14 protein-coding genes and 1 pseudogene are annotated in these 15,419 nt (G+C 39.1%); 12 read left to right on the plus strand and 3 right to left on the minus strand.

The features are described 5' to 3' along the window. Positions 1 to 12 precede the first annotated feature (12 nt). The 8 genes from hemL (at position 13) to CAL6303_RS23840 (ending at position 8,669) form a co-directional block, all read left to right on the plus strand. Positions 13 to 1,311, plus strand: coding sequence for a glutamate-1-semialdehyde 2,1-aminomutase (gene hemL / locus CAL6303_RS23805; protein ID WP_015200390.1), 1,299 nt, complete (start codon positions 13 to 15; stop codon positions 1,309 to 1,311). Between the two features lie 176 nt (positions 1,312 to 1,487). Continuing rightward, positions 1,488 to 2,141: a DUF6391 domain-containing protein gene (locus tag CAL6303_RS23810; RefSeq protein WP_015200391.1), complete on the plus strand. Its 654-nt coding sequence runs from the start codon at positions 1,488 to 1,490 to the stop codon at positions 2,139 to 2,141. 159 nt (positions 2,142 to 2,300) lie between these two features. Then, the gene (locus tag CAL6303_RS23815; protein WP_015200392.1) at positions 2,301 to 3,299 is read left to right on the plus strand and encodes a glycosyltransferase; all 999 of its coding nucleotides are present in this window, start codon (positions 2,301 to 2,303) and stop codon (positions 3,297 to 3,299) included. 465 nt (positions 3,300 to 3,764) lie between these two features. Further along, positions 3,765 to 4,046 (plus strand): 4a-hydroxytetrahydrobiopterin dehydratase, encoded by a 282-nt coding sequence (locus tag CAL6303_RS23820; RefSeq protein ID WP_015200393.1) that lies wholly within the window; start codon positions 3,765 to 3,767, stop codon positions 4,044 to 4,046. Between the two features lie 406 nt (positions 4,047 to 4,452). Continuing rightward, entirely contained in the window at positions 4,453 to 6,222 is a 1,770-nt protein-coding gene (locus CAL6303_RS23825; protein WP_015200394.1) for an iron uptake porin, read from the plus strand. Positions 6,223 to 6,440: 218 nt separating this feature from the next. Further along, entirely contained in the window at positions 6,441 to 6,878 is a 438-nt protein-coding gene (locus tag CAL6303_RS23830; RefSeq protein ID WP_015200395.1) for an RrF2 family transcriptional regulator, read from the plus strand. Positions 6,879 to 6,994: 116 nt separating this feature from the next. Then, positions 6,995 to 7,957, plus strand: coding sequence for a cysteine synthase A (gene cysK / locus CAL6303_RS23835; RefSeq protein WP_015200396.1), 963 nt, complete (start codon positions 6,995 to 6,997; stop codon positions 7,955 to 7,957). Between the two features lie 25 nt (positions 7,958 to 7,982). After that, positions 7,983 to 8,669: a J domain-containing protein gene (locus CAL6303_RS23840; protein WP_015200397.1), complete on the plus strand. Its 687-nt coding sequence runs from the start codon at positions 7,983 to 7,985 to the stop codon at positions 8,667 to 8,669. Positions 8,670 to 8,858: 189 nt separating this feature from the next. On the opposite strand, the gene CAL6303_RS23845 is transcribed toward CAL6303_RS23840, so the two are convergent. Both CAL6303_RS23845 and CAL6303_RS23850 read right to left on the minus strand, forming a co-directional pair. Continuing rightward, on the minus strand, positions 8,859 to 9,281 hold the full coding sequence (locus tag CAL6303_RS23845) for a hypothetical protein (protein WP_015200398.1): 423 nt from the start codon (positions 9,279 to 9,281) through the stop codon (positions 8,859 to 8,861). A gap of 295 nt (positions 9,282 to 9,576) precedes the next feature. After that, positions 9,577 to 10,047 (minus strand): annotated as a pseudogene (locus CAL6303_RS23850) (ABC transporter); the annotation flags it as partial. Positions 10,048 to 10,196: 149 nt separating this feature from the next. Between CAL6303_RS23850 and CAL6303_RS30485 the strand changes: the two are divergent. From CAL6303_RS30485 to CAL6303_RS23865, 4 genes are all read left to right on the plus strand, one after another. Continuing rightward, the gene (locus tag CAL6303_RS30485; RefSeq protein WP_015200400.1) at positions 10,197 to 10,370 is read left to right on the plus strand and encodes a hypothetical protein; all 174 of its coding nucleotides are present in this window, start codon (positions 10,197 to 10,199) and stop codon (positions 10,368 to 10,370) included. Between the two features lie 92 nt (positions 10,371 to 10,462). Further along, positions 10,463 to 10,879 (plus strand): DUF1824 family protein, encoded by a 417-nt coding sequence (locus tag CAL6303_RS23855; RefSeq protein ID WP_015200401.1) that lies wholly within the window; start codon positions 10,463 to 10,465, stop codon positions 10,877 to 10,879. A 395-nt stretch (positions 10,880 to 11,274) separates the two neighbouring features. Then, complete coding sequence (locus CAL6303_RS23860; RefSeq protein WP_015200402.1) at positions 11,275 to 13,206, plus strand: ABC-F family ATP-binding cassette domain-containing protein; 1,932 nt, start codon at positions 11,275 to 11,277, stop codon at positions 13,204 to 13,206. Between the two features lie 150 nt (positions 13,207 to 13,356). Further along, complete coding sequence (locus CAL6303_RS23865; protein WP_015200403.1) at positions 13,357 to 14,622, plus strand: HEAT repeat domain-containing protein; 1,266 nt, start codon at positions 13,357 to 13,359, stop codon at positions 14,620 to 14,622. On the opposite strand, the gene CAL6303_RS23870 is transcribed toward CAL6303_RS23865, so the two are convergent. After that, the gene (locus tag CAL6303_RS23870) at positions 14,619 to 15,332 is read right to left on the minus strand and encodes a rhomboid family intramembrane serine protease (RefSeq protein ID WP_015200404.1); all 714 of its coding nucleotides are present in this window, start codon (positions 15,330 to 15,332) and stop codon (positions 14,619 to 14,621) included. The genes CAL6303_RS23865 and CAL6303_RS23870 overlap by 4 nt on opposite strands. Positions 15,333 to 15,419: the final 87 nt, after the last annotated feature.

Raw genomic sequence — 15,419 nt, forward strand, 5'->3', positions numbered from 1 at the left:
AAGGAGAAAATTTTGGTAAATACCACAATTAAGACAACGCGATCGCAAGAAATCTTTGCAGCTGCCCAAAATTTAATGCCTGGTGGTGTGAGTTCTCCGGTGCGTGCTTTTAAATCGGTTGGTGGGCAACCCATTGTTTTTGACCATGTTAAAGGTGCTTATATCTGGGATGTTGATGGCAATCAATATATTGATTATGTGGGTACTTGGGGTCCAGCTATTTGCGGTCATGCTCACCCAGAAGTAATTGCTGCGCTTCATGACGCTTTGGATAAAGGTACTAGTTTTGGTGCTCCTTGTGTCCTGGAAAATGTTCTGGCGGAGATGGTGATTGATGCTGTTCCCAGCATTGAAATGGTGCGTTTTGTTAATTCCGGCACCGAAGCCTGTATGGCAGTGTTACGCCTGATGCGTGCCTTTACTGGACGCGATAAATTAATTAAATTTGAGGGCTGTTATCACGGACATGCGGATATGTTCTTGGTGAAAGCTGGATCTGGTGTGGCAACTTTGGGTTTACCAGATTCTCCAGGGGTACCAAAATCCACCACAGCTAACACCCTAACTGCACCCTACAATGATTTGGAAGCTGTAAAAGCTCTATTTGCCGAAAACAAAGATGAAATTGCAGGTGTAATTTTGGAACCTGTTGTGGGTAATGCGGGTTTTATCACCCCTGATGCGGGATTTTTGGAAGGTTTAAGGGAACTTACTCAAGAAAATGGTGCATTACTAGTATTTGATGAAGTAATGACAGGTTTTCGCATTGCTTACGGTGGTGCCCAAGAAAAATTTGGGATTACCCCAGATTTAACAACCCTAGGAAAAATTATTGGTGGTGGTTTACCTGTGGGTGCCTACGGTGGTCGTCGTGACATCATGTCTATGGTGGCACCAGCAGGTCCCATGTACCAAGCAGGAACCCTTTCTGGGAATCCTTTGGCGATGACAGCAGGAATTAAAACCTTAGAATTGCTTCAAAAAGCAGGTACTTACGAATATCTTGACAAAATTACCAAAAAGCTATCTGATGGTTTGCTTCAAGCAGCCAAAGAAACAGGACATGAAGTTTGTGGGGGTCAAATTAGTGGCATGTTTGGATTATTCTTTGCAGCAGGTCCGATTCACAGCTATGAAGATGCTAAAAAGGCAGACACCGCTAAATTCGGTCGCTTTCATCGTGGAATGTTAGAGAGGGGAATTTATTTAGCACCGTCACAATTTGAAGCTGGTTTTACTGCGATCGCCCATAGCGACGAAGATATAGAAAAGACCATCGCCGCAGCCCGCGATGTCATGTCCAGCTTGTAATACTTAAAGAGGAAACAGGGAGCAGGCAGATGAAAGCCCCCGCTTGGGGGTAAGTAACTGCTTTTTCTATAGTAAAAATTTTTATGATAATCAACAAAAATTAGTAATAATTTCTAGCTACAAGCGTTACATTTGAAAGACATCCATATTGCTCCAATTAGCTGTGGAGCCTGCTTATGAATACTGCGACTTCTCCTCAAAGTAGCCCATCGCTATTTGATTTTTTGCATGTTGATTTAATTAATCCACAGCCCAACAATGATACAGACATCCTTAAGCAACTATCTTTTGTCCCCGGCTTAAAGGAAATTTTGATGCTTCGTCAAGTTCATGCCCTAGAACACGCTACAGTGTGGGTTTTGAGCCAGCAACGCCATCTGAATTTCCCCCCAGGGATCACTAATAGTTTTCAGGTTGATAATGAATTATTGGGCGGTTTGTCAACTGAACAGGGATTTTATCTCTACGGACAAGTTAATATTAGCGACTTAAGACGTGCTGTCACCGTAGCTTTGCACCGACTTACTGGTGGAGAATGGGATTTGGCAGTTCATCCTCGCTGTGGAACTAATTTGTCTGTAGCAATGCTATTAACTGCTGGTTTTGCAGTTGGGGCACATTTATTATTACCTCGCGGACCAATTGAGCAATTAATTGGTTTAGGATTAGCAGCAAAGGCAGCTAACGAACTTGCCCCCAATTTGGGAAAATTAGCCCAGAAATTTGTCACAACCGCTATTCCTTTTAACTTAGCTGTGGAAAATGTGATTCCTTCGCGTGATTCCTGGGGACGAGAAGCACATTTTGTCAAAGTTAATTGGTGTAATTAAACTTCGTCCATCACAAAAAGCGGAGTTTTATCATTGTGTAGCTTGCGTCTTCACAAGGTAGACACTGAATTAGAAAAGCTTGCCGCAGGGTACCGTAAGGCTGGCTACGCTCATAATCTGGAGTCATAAACTATGGTTCTCAAAATAGACGAGGCTTAGATGCGAAAACTTTATTTTTTACTACCTGGAACTACTAATAAGTTTTCCTGTGGTGGTTTATGGGCTGAGTTAAAAACTCTTCAATTAGCGCAGCAAATTTGTCAAGCAGAGGTGGTAACTTATCGACAACGTGAAGACGAAAAGCTATTTTTAGATGATTTAATTGCAAAGAAACAACTAGATGATGTTATTTTCGTGATGAGTTGGGGTTTTGATGTTGCTAAATTAGGAAATAAACTCAAATCCTATCATGTCATATACCATTCCCATAGTGCTGGTTATGGTTTTAAATTACCTCCCAGTATTCCAATTATTACAGTTAGTAGAAGTTCATTAGGCTACTGGGGACAACTTGCACCTCATTCGTTAATTTATTATTTGCCTAATCAAATTAGTGATGAATTTGTTAATTTAAATCGGGAGCGAGATTTGGATATTTTAGTTCAAGCTCGAAAGTCTTCCGAATATTTGCTAAATGAATTAGTACCAACATTAAAACAAAAGTATAAAGTGTTTGTTGTTGATAGTTATGTTGAAGATTTAACCGGTTTATTCAATCGCAGCAAAGTTTATTTATACGATTCAGCAGAATATTGGGCACAACGCAAAGTAACTGAGGGTTTTGGTTTACAACCAATGGAAGCTTTAGCCTGTGGTTGTCAGGTTTTTTCCAGTGTAAATGGTGGATTGTCAGATTATTTAGATCCGGGATTTAATTGCTATAAAATTGCTGGGTATTCCCAAGAATATGATGTTAAAAGAATTTCTCAGGTAATTAACTCTCAAGTTAAGTTTGCTGTCGATGAAGATTTTTTCCAAGAATATCGAAAGGATAATATTGTTCGGAGACTCAAATTAATTTTAGAAGAGTTAAATGATTTTTTTGACCATCAACAGCAATACCCATCCAACATTAAAGCTTTAACATCACTCAGACGGGGAAAATTATTTATTAAGCGTATTTCCAGTAAGTTGCAAAAGAATGCTGCGAAAAACTAAGTACATTCCTAGAAATAGATTGAAGTTATTGAAAATGATTATGGAAACCCTTGCGTAAAGCCTACGGCATTTAAGAAAGGCTTAGCCTGCCTGGAGGGCTTATGCTACCCTGCGGGATGCAAGCAACGTCGTGCCTCCAACCGATGGTTCGCAAGCTACACAATAACAAAATATATTTATGTTTTTTAAAGCCACCTACTTACGCAATGACGAAGTTATTCTTTAGCCTGATCAGGTACTAACATCTGCGGCACCTCCCTATTTACTTTGGGTAATTTTACTTACTGTGTTTTGTCATCCTATTAAAGTGAGACGCGGGGTTTCTGCTGTTTCAGCTAAATCGGATTTCCAACTTGAATATTTTGCTGATAGATCATCCGCAATTATGACTAATAATAAATATTTGAAAAATCATACTAAAATGAAGAAAATATTAAAGATAACCACTAATACACAGTTGTAATTATGTCGAATTTACTGACAGAGATTGAAATTCAAGAACAAGCAAAACTAATTAATGGTTGGACAATAGAACTAGACAAACTAATTCTTATCCGTAAATTCAACGATTTTATTCAAGCAATCGATTTTGTGAATAAACTTGTGGAACCTTCTGAGGCGATTGAGCATCATCCTGATATAGAAATATCATATAACAGAGTTAGAATTTGCCTAACTACACATGACGCAGGAGGACTCACTCAAAAAGACTTTGATTTAGCTCGCAGTATTTCTAAAATAAGTTAAGCACCATTCCACGGAAGTGGTAATATCAAAAGCCGATGTTTATTTTGAAGTCAGATATCGAGAGCAAAAATTTTTTCAGATCCAGCAAGTTGACTTTCAACTACTATTCCTGAAGGAATACAGCTTTAGAGGTGTGACAGTTATCGAGGCGAACGCTAGTATCTTGTCAGCGAGATTAAAAAATGTTTTATAATATCAGATTATGGAGCATTGTTTTTGCATAAGTTAATTGCTAATCGCGCAAAATCCCTAACCCGACTATAATTTAGTGGTTAGCTTGAAAAAAGCTAGTAGGGTAGTGAGTCATGTTAAGCCCTCGTCAAGGGTTCCAAGGGCAAACTGTATTAACCACTCAGGTTATTTGCAGCCAGCCAGAAAGTTTAAACAAGGTGTGAGGATAAAAGTAATGTCAAGTATTTTGTGGAAATCCCTAGTCATCAGTCCGGCAGTCTTGGGAGCAACACTGCTAGTTTCAGCTTCAGCAATGGCAACCCCTAGCAGTGCAGTAAAAGCTGCTGATGCTAAGGCATCTGCTGTAGAAGCACCGCAAACCAACGAAACAAACGTTTTCGCAGCTACTGGAGTCCAGGAAGCGAATCAGAAAAGTGATTTGTTGGCACAAGCCCAACCAGTTACTGAAGTTAACACCCTAGATCAAGTTAACAAGTACAGCAACGAAGGTAAGAACGTTGCTAACTCCCAAGGTCAAGTAACATCGGTATCTCAGTTTTCCGATGTCCAACCAACTGACTGGGCATTCCAAGCATTACAGTCTTTGGTTGAGCGTTATGGTTGTATCGCAGGTTATCCCAACGGTACCTACCGTGGAAACCGTGCTTTGACTCGTTATGAATTTGCTGCTGGTTTAAATGCTTGTTTAGACCGTGTGAACGAGTTGATTGCAACAGCAACAGCTGATTTGGTAACAAAGCAAGATTTGGCAACCTTACAGCGTCTGCAAGAAGAGTTCTCCGCTGAGTTAGCAACCCTACGTGGTCGGGTTGATTCTTTGGAAGCACGGACAGCTGAATTGGAAGCAAATCAGTTTTCAACCACCACCAAATTGGTTGGTGAAGCAATCTTTGCTGTGACTGATGCTTTTGGTGATAATGCTGGCGACAACAATAACACGGTATTCCAAAATCGGGTTCGTTTAGACCTACAAACTAGCTTCACAGGTAAAGACGTATTGCACACCCGTCTTGCTGCTGGTAATGCCGAAAGGTTGAACCTAGCTAATGGTGAGGACAGCACCTTTGAAGGACAACAAACTTTCAACATCGGCAACACAGGTAGTAACAACGTTACCCTCGATTGGTTGGCATACTATGTTCCCGTTGGTCCTGCTCAACTTTACGTAGCAGCAACTGGTGGTATTCACAGCGATTACGCAGCAACCAACAACCCTTACTTTGAAGATTACGACGGTGGTAATGGTGCCCTTTCAACATTCGCATCTGAAAGCCCCATCTACCGCATCGGTGGTGGTGCAGGTGCTGCATTGAGCTTTAACTTTGGTAAAGGTGGCGGTTTGCTAGGTCTCAAGCCTAGTTCTGTAACTGTTGGTTTCTTGGGTTCCGAAGCTAACAACCCCTCTCCTGGTTCAGGTATTTTCCAAGGTGACTATGCTGCCCTAGGTCAAGTAAACTTCAACGTAGGCGATCGCGTTTCCTTAGCAGCTACCTATGTTCATGGTTATCATGGTACTAATGGTACATTGTTCAACAGTGGAACCGATACGCCTCAAGTTGGAACATCACAAGCTAACATATTGAGTTCCACAGACGCATCTTCTAGTAACTCCTACGGTTTGTCCGCTGCATTCCGACCCAGCGACAAGCTTTCAGTTAGTGGTTTTGTTTCCTACCATGATGTAACTGGTTATGGTCAAGGAGATGACTTTGAAGCTTGGAGCTATGGTGTAGGTGTTGCACTTCCTGACTTTGGTAAAAAAGGTAACGTTCTAGGTATTTTTGCAGGTGCTGAACCTTATTCTTTAGCTAAAGGTGGTCCAGGACAAAGAGAAGTACCTTACCATGTTGAAGGCTTCTACAAGTACCGTGTTAGCGACAATATCTCCATCACCCCTGGTGTAATTTGGTTGACAGCACCTGGTCAAAGCAGCAGTAACGATGATGCATTCATTGGTACTTTAAGAACTACATTCACTTTCTAATTATTGTAGTTCCAATTAGCAAACTGGTTATTTAGCTTCAAAATTAACCAAGTATTCCCCACCTTATTGGTGGGGTTTTTATTATTTATGCTAGAAAGCAACAAACCCCAGTGGAGAACCGGAGTATAATGTAATTGGCTAAGGGTTAAGGACAATGAGTTTTTGATTCACAACCTCAACTCTTGGTTGTTAATTCTTCACTTCTCTAATTAAAGCTTGTGGAAATATCGTGTAAATCTGAATATGCAATCTTGGCATTAATAGAACTGGCTACCTATTATCAAAGCGGAGAGCCTCTGCAAATTAGGCAAATTGCGGCACAGCAGAAAATACCTGATCGTTATCTAGAACAGCTTCTTGCCACATTGCGACGTGGGGGATTAGTTAAAAGTCAACGCGGTTCTAGGGGAGGTTATTTGCTAATGCGTGAACCTTGGAGAATTACGATTTTTGAAGTATTGGAATGTTTAGAAGGCTTAGATATCAAAGTTAGTGAGGAAGAGACGAAACCGAAGACACTTGATAGCGGAGTTGTAGAAGAAATTTGGCAAGAAGCGCGTCAAGCAGCAAATTCGGTCTTACAGAAATATACCTTAGCTGATCTTTGTGAGAAAAGAGATTCCCGCAAACAGCTAGATATCATGTACTACATCTAGTCAATAGTTGGTAGTCAAAGCTGAAAAGTAGTGTGTGAAAAAAAATAGGTTAGCTTATAATTAACTCATTTTTGGAATACTTTAACTATTGACTATCGACTAAGGACAAAACTTTTATGCGTATAGCTAAGAATGTTACAGAACTGATAGGTCGCACTCCACTGGTACGCTTAAATCATATTCCCCAAACAGAAGGTTGTGTGGCGCAAATAGTTGTCAAGATGGAGAGTATGAACCCCGCAGCCTCCGTGAAAGATCGGATTGGAATAAGTATGATTAATGACGCAGAGAAAGCAGGTTTAATTACACCAGGAAAGACAACTTTAGTTGAACCAACCTCTGGGAATACAGGAATTGCTTTAGCAATGGTGGCTGCTGCCAAGGGTTATCGGTTAATTTTGACAATGCCCGAAACAATGAGTTCTGAAAGACGGGCAATGTTACGGGCATATGGTGCGGAGTTAGAATTGACACCAGGAATTCAAGGAATGGGTGGCGCAATTCGACGTGCACAGGAAATAGTCGATCAAACAGCACATTCATACATGTTGCAACAATTTCGGAACCCGGCAAATGCTCAAATCCACCGAACAAGCACCGCAGAAGAGATTTGGGAAGATACAGAGGGACAGGTGGATATTTTGGTGGCTGGAGTTGGTACAGGTGGAACATTAACGGGTGTTGCAGAGGTGATTAAAGCACGCAAACCTAATTTCCAAGCGATTGCTGTGGAACCTGCCAATAGCCCAATTCTATCGGGAGGAAGACCAGGAGCGCATAAAATTCAAGGAATTGGGGCTGGTTTTATTCCTCAGGTTCTCAAGGTAGAATTGATAGATGAGGTAATTACCGTTACCGATGAGGAGGCTATCAGCTATGGTCGGCGTTTGGCAAAGGAAGAAGGCTTATTGTCAGGCATCTCTAGCGGTGCAGCTTTATGTGCTACAATTCGCGTTGCCCAGCGCCCAGAAAACGCTGGAAGTTTAATTATTATGATTCAGCCTAGTTTTGGAGAGAGGTACTTAAGTACACCATTGTTCCAAGATTTAGAGCAACAAGCTAGTGTAAATATGAGCTAATAGCTTAATCCGATAAATTTGAGTAATGGCAGATTCTAATCATTATGAGACGTTGAAAGTTAATCCGAATGCTAGCCAAGCGGAAATTAAGCAAGCTTACCGACGCTTGGTAAAGTTATTTCATCCTGATCTTAATCAAGAAACTACAGATCCAGATCAAATAATTAGGATTAATGCTGCATATGAAGTTTTAGGAGATGAAAAAAACCGCCACAATTACGATCAAAGATTTCGCTTTTCTAATGCTTCATCTCAGGGACGGAAGGTACCGACTCGACAACAATATCAACCAAAGCGACAAACAGGTAGAGAAATTGATGAGCTTGTTGAAGAGTGGATGTCTTTAATTTACCATCCTGTTAATCGGACTATTTCTCGCATTCTTGAGTCGTTAGATGAGCAAATTGATGATTTAGCAGCTGATCCTTTTGACGATGATTTGTTGGGTGCTTTTCAGGATTATTTGGAATCTTGTCGTGAAGAATTGAAGCAGGCACAAAATAAGTTCCGTTCTTTACCTAATCCTCCTAGCCTAGCTCGGACTGCTGCACATCTTTATTACAGTTTGAGTCAAATAGGTGATGGTTTAGATGAGTTGAAATATTTCCCATTAAGTTATGATGAGAATTATTTACACACTGGGCAAGAGATGTTTAGGATTGCGACTCAATTACATCATGAGGCTCAAGATTCGGCGGTTGTATACAGGTAAATTTAGGTTTCTGCATTAGAGTAAATCACAGTAAAAATCCTCAGTTTTCTGGGTTAAATTTGCATATAAGACGCGGGCAAGACTTGGGCGTGAGTGCTCAGTCGAACGCTGCCCGCAATACAATAATAATCATATGTTTTTGGGCTATCCCATTGACTCTTATATGAAGAGATATATTTTTGACGTAAACTAATTCAAAATCTGACTTAATCCCAGTTCTATTTCATCTAACAAAGTATTGACATCTTTGCCAAGCTGCTCGAAACATTTTGGCGGTGTTGGTTGCGATTCAAAATAAATTAATTTGATTTGATCTTTGCCGATGGCAATCATTAATACTTCAGTTTCTGGTTTGTAATGTTTAATCAAACCTAATATTTCTTGGAGTCTGTTTTCTGCTCGTTCGTTAAATTTTTCAATGGCATCAATTGGACAATAAACGAAGTTTGGTGTTGGTTTAAGATTGATGCCGATTGTTCCTTGAGTGTCGCCATTTTCTAACCACAATCCCCAGGATAGTGCGGCTAGTTCCTGCTGGTGAGATTTGACGAATTGATCTAGTTGGGAACGCCAGATATTTTCGGGTGTTTGGGGTTGAGGAGGGCTAAACATGATGTTTTGGTTGGTATCCAGGATTCAGGAAAGAATATAATAACGTGTCTTTTTGTTGAATTAAAATATTGGGTTAGAGATTTTTATTTGAGAGGGCTTTGAACTGGCTAGAAGCTGATATAAATAGTTTGTTTATCTTATGAGTTGTTTATGGGTTCGAGGTTGTACAAATTATCTGTGATCGATGACATAGATACAATCGGTGTTACGTATGGTTGAAGTAGGATGTGGGGTAACGGAAGCTGCCGTTAGGTTTATCGTTATTGTTGTTAGACGATGTGGTGTCAGTAGCAAAAAAACGTTCCAACTGATTGATATCATCGCTTAGAATAGATACAGGGGCACCAGTGCTAGGTTCTTCAGGGTAAACCAAGTCCAATTCCTGTAGATGTGGATATGCATTGAGACAGAGATTGTGTAGGATATTTTGAGATAAATTGCGCCAAAGCCTTTTGTCAGAGTACTCAAACAGCGATTTTAATGCTTCAATGATGGCAGTTAGAGGGGACAATATTAAAAACTGCCCGAAAACATCTTTAACTCCCAACTGGGCAATGATAGAATCTTTCTGCTTGACTACAACATCAATCGCCATGCAAATTAGTGCTGGAGGTGCCAAGTCAAAAAACCCATTCAAAATCCAACAAGCGATCGCTTGATGAATTTGTTTGTTATACTGCTGTCCGTAATCCAACAGACCCTTGAGGAGATGGATGAAGTTTCTACGCTTTCTGGATGCTTGAGAGGTTTTTGATACCGTAACCACTGATATTTGAGGTTTGGGTGATGTTTAGCAGCGATGTCTAGCAACAGCGCGCTACACGTCTACAAGGTAATATTACCATGTTTGCCAACTCAAGCGCAGATAGCGAAATCATGTCACTATAAAATGGCGACACCACCAACAAACAGGAGATGGGAGTTGAAGAATCCGCAATTAGCTACTTGGCAAAACGTTATCCTGAAAACGGCTATGTTCAAGGAGAACGATTAATGCCACAAGAAGAAATAATTGAAGTTGGGGAAAGTGGTGGTGTGCTAATGCCAAAAGTCCCAGCAACGGAAGATGAAAAAATCTTCAGTATATAAAATGAGAATGAAGCCTAAATTTCCTGTTTTTGGCTTGGTAACACTAAACCTTGTACACAAAGCATACACCTAAGTAAATAATCAGCGGATTCATGACCAGTCAAAACCAACGCAATTTTACCCTCCAAGACGCAAAAAAAATTCTGAATAAGTTCAACTGCGTTGATATTGCACCTGCGATTAAAAGCTCAGAAAAACCTTTAATTCGTGAGGCTTTACTGTTATTTACCAGCCTGTCGGATTACCAAATATTGGGTATCTGTGCTGATACAGCGGAAGAAGGATTGTCTGCCATGAGAACTTATTCTTTAGCTTTGGGATATGAACCTCCTCGTGATTTACCTGTTATTGAGGGTCCTGTTTATATTAAGTTAAATGGTAAGAATGGCTTGTGCTATTTGGACTCCTATGCTGGTCATCATCGTGGTGTATTAGTATCATGTCAGTCTCGTGTTCAAGGTGGAATTAATGAAATGTATGGACATTTACCTTTAGATTTATTTCTGTAAACTGATTCGCACAGTAAATAAAAGTCAATGGTTAATTAGAAGTGCGTTAACTAAGTTTGACGCACTTTTTAAGCTGCCAAATATTTGATATGTTGCACAATTTTAAATCTAGCAGTGGACATCTCGGTTAGGACATAAAAATATTTGTCTAAAAGGGAACAGATAAATGTCCGAATTAAAATAGCTACAGCGATACAAATTATTTTTAAAAATTAAATATCAGAATCTTTTGTAAAAACTATATTAATATGCCTAAAGTTTTTTCCGATTAAAAACAGATACTTTTACCTTGAATCTAATTTCTACTTAGTTTTACTTGTATACTTCATTTATACAATTTTTTTGGGATAAGTTATTTTCACTTCTTTCTATACCTACAACTACTAACTCAAATTATGACTCTCATCACCTTACAATCTGTTCAAAAAGATTTCGGTATCAAGGAAATTTTAAAGGATGCTAATCTTAGTCTTGATATTACCGATAAAGTCGGTTTAATTGGTACCAATGGTTCTGGTAAATCCACTTTATTGAAAATGATTGCCGGATTAGAACATATTGATAGTGGACAAATTTTAGTTAGTTCTGGTGCCAAAGTTATATATTTACCTCAGCAACCAGATGTTGATGAGAATTTAACTGTGATTGAACAGATTTTTGCTGACAGTGGAGAACAGATGCAGCTAGTTAAAGAATATGAGGATATTTCTCAAAAATTAGCCCATAATCCGGAAAATAATCAACTTGTTTCTCGTTTATCTGTAGTTATGCAAAAGATGGAAGCAACTGGTGCTTGGGAGTTAGAAACTAATGCCAAAATTATTCTTTCTAAGTTAGGAATTACTGACTTAGATGCGAAAGTTGGAACTTTGTCGGGAGGTTATCGCAAGCGAATTGCTTTAGCAACGGCTTTATTATCTGAGCCAGATTTATTATTGATGGATGAACCAACTAACCATTTAGATGCTTTGTCGGTGGAATGGCTACAAACCTATTTAAATAGGTTTCGCGGGGCTTTGTTGTTAATAACTCACGATCGATATTTTCTAGATCAAGTAACTAATAAGATTATTGAAATTGATCGAGGGGATATTTATAGTTTCTCTGGAAATTATTCCTACTATTTAGAAAAGAAGGCTTTAGCAGAAGAATCTGCTAGTAGTAGTCAGCAAAAATTTCAAGGTGTTTTGCGACGAGAATTGGAATGGTTAAAAAAAGGACCAAAAGCACGTAGTACAAAACAGAAAGCGCGAATTCAAAGAATTGAAGGAATGCGGGAAACTGAATTTAAGGAGAAGTTAGGGAAAGTTGATATTTCCACTGTAAGCCGGAGAATTGGCAAGAAAGTTATTGAACTAAATCAGGTTTCTAAAACTTATGATGAAAGGGTTTTAATTAAAGATTTTACTTATGAGTTTAGTCCGGAAGATAGAATTGGTATCATTGGTGAAAATGGTGCGGGCAAATCAACCTTGATGAATATTATTACTCAAAAAATCCACCCGGATACAGGAACTGTGGAAATTGGGAGTACAATTCATATTGGTTATTTTGATCAGCATTCTGATGAATTGCTAGTGGCAATTAATGAGGATCAACGAGTTATAGATTACATTAAGGAGGAAGGGGAATTTATTAAGATTGCTGATGGTACTCAAATATCAGCTTCGCAAATGTTGGAAAGATTCCTATTTCCAGGAAATCAACAATATGCACCAATTAGTAAATTATCTGGTGGAGAAAAAAGACGTTTATTTTTACTACGAGTATTAATGAGTGCGCCAAATGTTTTGATTCTCGATGAACCGACGAATGATTTGGATGTGCAAACTTTGGCAATTTTGGAAGAATATTTAGAGGATTTTGCTGGTTGTGTAATTGTAGTATCTCACGACCGCTATTTTTTAGATCGGGCGGTAGATACAATTTTTGCTTTGGAAGAGGGAGGAAACATCCGACAGTATCCTGGAAATTATTCAGTATATATAGATTACAAAAAAGCTGAGGAAGCAGCAAAGCAAGTAGAGATTAATAATAAGCAAAAACCCAAGGTAACTGAAGCTGAAAATAGTAATTTTGATTCATCTAGCGGTGATACAGGGAAGAAGCGGAGATTATCAACCTGGGAAAAACGGGAATTTGATAACTTAGAAGCGAAAATTGCTAAATTGGAAGCTGAAAAATCCACAGTTGAGAAAATGATGACAAACGCAACTGCTGGAAATTATACGCAGGTGCAAAAATTGTATGAACAGGTGGAAAAATTGAAGCAAGATATTGACAAAATGACAGAAAGGTGGATGGAATTAGCAGAATTTGAGGGTTAAAAGCATTAAGGGCAAAATAGGAATCCAGCATAAACTATTACCAAGGGTATCCTCTTTTCTGACTTCTTTTTCTTAGATCAAGTGGTGTTGACAACAGGGTAGGATATTAAGTAGGACTGTTAAGCAATCTTTTGAAACACCGGTATATCAATGGATAAGCGTTTTTCCAACATTTACGGACTTACTGAAGAACAAGCCATCACCATCATCGATACACCACTATCGGAATTGGAAAATTCTTCAGATAAATATATTGCAGTATCCCACTTAATTAACTGTCCCACAGAAAGCGCGATCGCTGCTTTGATTCGGGCTATAGAAAATAGTAACCCGCAAGAGTTAGATGAGCGCATCGTTAGACGCAAAGCGGTGGAAAGTTTAGGACGTTTACAAGCTATATCCGCTTTACCTACGATTCGCAAATGTCTCCAGGATGATGATATTTATACCGTGAAAAACTCCGTTTGGGCAATTGGAGAAATGGCTACCAAGAATCCAGATATTCTCGAAGAAGTTGCTCAACTACTGGATAAGGAAGGACAAATATATCGGGTTATTATTCATACTCTCGCCGATGCTGACTATAAACCAGCAATAGAAAGAGTTAAAAAGTTTACTCAGTTCCCTGATGAACCTACGAGGAGTATAGCAATTGCTACAATTTGTCGCTTAACAGGGGATTATGGGGAAATTGACAAAGTAATGGCACTGTTACAAAGCCATAATGTCAATGTCAGACGTGGAAGTATTCAAGACTTAATCGATTCACGGTACTATAAAGCAATCCCAGAAATTTCCAGTTGTCCGGTTTCTTTGGTATTTAGATTGCGGGCAATTCGCATGTTAGCAAATGCAGGTGTACCCAGTGGTGAAATTGATTTCGCTGAGGTGAAACCGCATCTAGAAAAGGTATTAATGGATCATCCAAAAGATCTAAGTTTGGTGCATGAGTATGATGTCATTCCTGCTCTAAAATTTGTGATGAATGAGCTATATGAAACTGATTTTGGACGCTCCTATTTAGCAGTGAAAACCCTCATTGATATCTACCCTGAGCAAGCACCTCAAGCTTTGATGGTGACATATCAAGACAGAGCTTATCATGATTATGGTGCCCATTACCATGTGATGAAACTATTAGGATGGTTAAAGTATGCACCGGGTTATGATTTGTTAATAGAAAACTTGCATAACCGAGAACTTAATTTTCAAAAATCCCGTGCTGCTGCGGCTTTAGCATTAGGTGAGTTGGGAGATAAACGGGCAATTCCAGAACTTTTAACTTGTCTAAAATCACCAATTTGGGATTTGAAATATGCTACTTTGATGGCTTTGGAAAAGTTGGGTGATAGTAGTGGGAAAAAAATAGCAGCAAATGATCAAGATTGGTTAATTAGGGCAAAAGCTGGTTATTAGTGTTTATGTTGACGCTTCCACAACCACATAAATCCTGCACCAAATAATATTCCCACAGCTTGCATCCAGTAAGCTGTGGTAAATTGATTTGCACCTTGGGGAGGTATATTTAAAACCCCGATTCCATAGAACATTTGCTGTACAAACCACCAAAAGAGATAAAAACCTCCTTGGAGTTTCACAGGAATGTACACCAAGATGAGGGGTAAAATTGAGTCAACCTTAGCGTGGGGGAAACGAATTGCATACCCTCCGAGAATTGATGCGATCGCGCTATTCATCCCCACTAATGGTACCGTTAAATTAGGCTCCGAAAAAACCTGAACTATTCCTGTGAAAGTGCCACAAATTAGGAAAAATCCCAGAAAAACCCAATTTCCTAATGCTTTTTCTAAGCTTTTGCCAAAAACCCACAAAAATATCAAATTTGACACAATTTGAGCAAAACTGGCATGAAGGAACATTCCGAGAAATATAGAAGTCGAACTAATTACCACATATACCCAAGCTGCTTGATTACCTGCTATTGCAATATTCATTGATTGGGTAATATTTACTGGTACGATACCCCAAGTATTAATTAATTTCCCTAATTCTCCATGGAAGTCTAAATATAACTCCCATAAAAACACAACTGCACTAATACTAATTAGTATATAAGTAATAATCGGTTTAGTTCGACCAACAACATTATCAGAAATCGGAATCATATCAAGAATTAGGATTTACTAACTATTGTTTTTACTAAGTAATTTGTATTCGCTACTTTCCTAAATCATGTGGCAAAATTGGTATCA

It is taken from the genome of Calothrix sp. PCC 6303, assembly GCF_000317435.1.
Classification (GTDB): Bacteria; Cyanobacteriota; Cyanobacteriia; order Cyanobacteriales; family Nostocaceae; genus PCC-6303.

Coding starts and splice junctions, on each gene's coding strand:
- CAL6303_RS23825 (WP_015200394.1), top strand. CDS start 4,453: ATGTCAAGTATTTTGTGGAAATCCCTAGTCATCAGTCCGGCAGTCTTG.
- CAL6303_RS23815 (WP_015200392.1), top strand. CDS start 2,301: ATGCGAAAACTTTATTTTTTACTACCTGGAACTACTAATAAGTTTTCC.
- CAL6303_RS23855 (WP_015200401.1), top strand. CDS start 10,463: ATGACCAGTCAAAACCAACGCAATTTTACCCTCCAAGACGCAAAAAAA.
- CAL6303_RS23845 (WP_015200398.1), bottom strand. CDS start 9,281: ATGTTTAGCCCTCCTCAACCCCAAACACCCGAAAATATCTGGCGTTCC.
- CAL6303_RS23820 (WP_015200393.1), top strand. CDS start 3,765: ATGTCGAATTTACTGACAGAGATTGAAATTCAAGAACAAGCAAAACTA.
- CAL6303_RS23860 (WP_015200402.1), top strand. CDS start 11,275: ATGACTCTCATCACCTTACAATCTGTTCAAAAAGATTTCGGTATCAAG.
- CAL6303_RS23870 (WP_015200404.1), bottom strand. CDS start 15,332: ATGATTCCGATTTCTGATAATGTTGTTGGTCGAACTAAACCGATTATT.
- cysK (WP_015200396.1), top strand. CDS start 6,995: ATGCGTATAGCTAAGAATGTTACAGAACTGATAGGTCGCACTCCACTG.
- CAL6303_RS23840 (WP_015200397.1), top strand. CDS start 7,983: ATGGCAGATTCTAATCATTATGAGACGTTGAAAGTTAATCCGAATGCT.
- CAL6303_RS23810 (WP_015200391.1), top strand. CDS start 1,488: ATGAATACTGCGACTTCTCCTCAAAGTAGCCCATCGCTATTTGATTTT.
- CAL6303_RS30485 (WP_015200400.1), top strand. CDS start 10,197: ATGGGAGTTGAAGAATCCGCAATTAGCTACTTGGCAAAACGTTATCCT.
- CAL6303_RS23865 (WP_015200403.1), top strand. CDS start 13,357: ATGGATAAGCGTTTTTCCAACATTTACGGACTTACTGAAGAACAAGCC.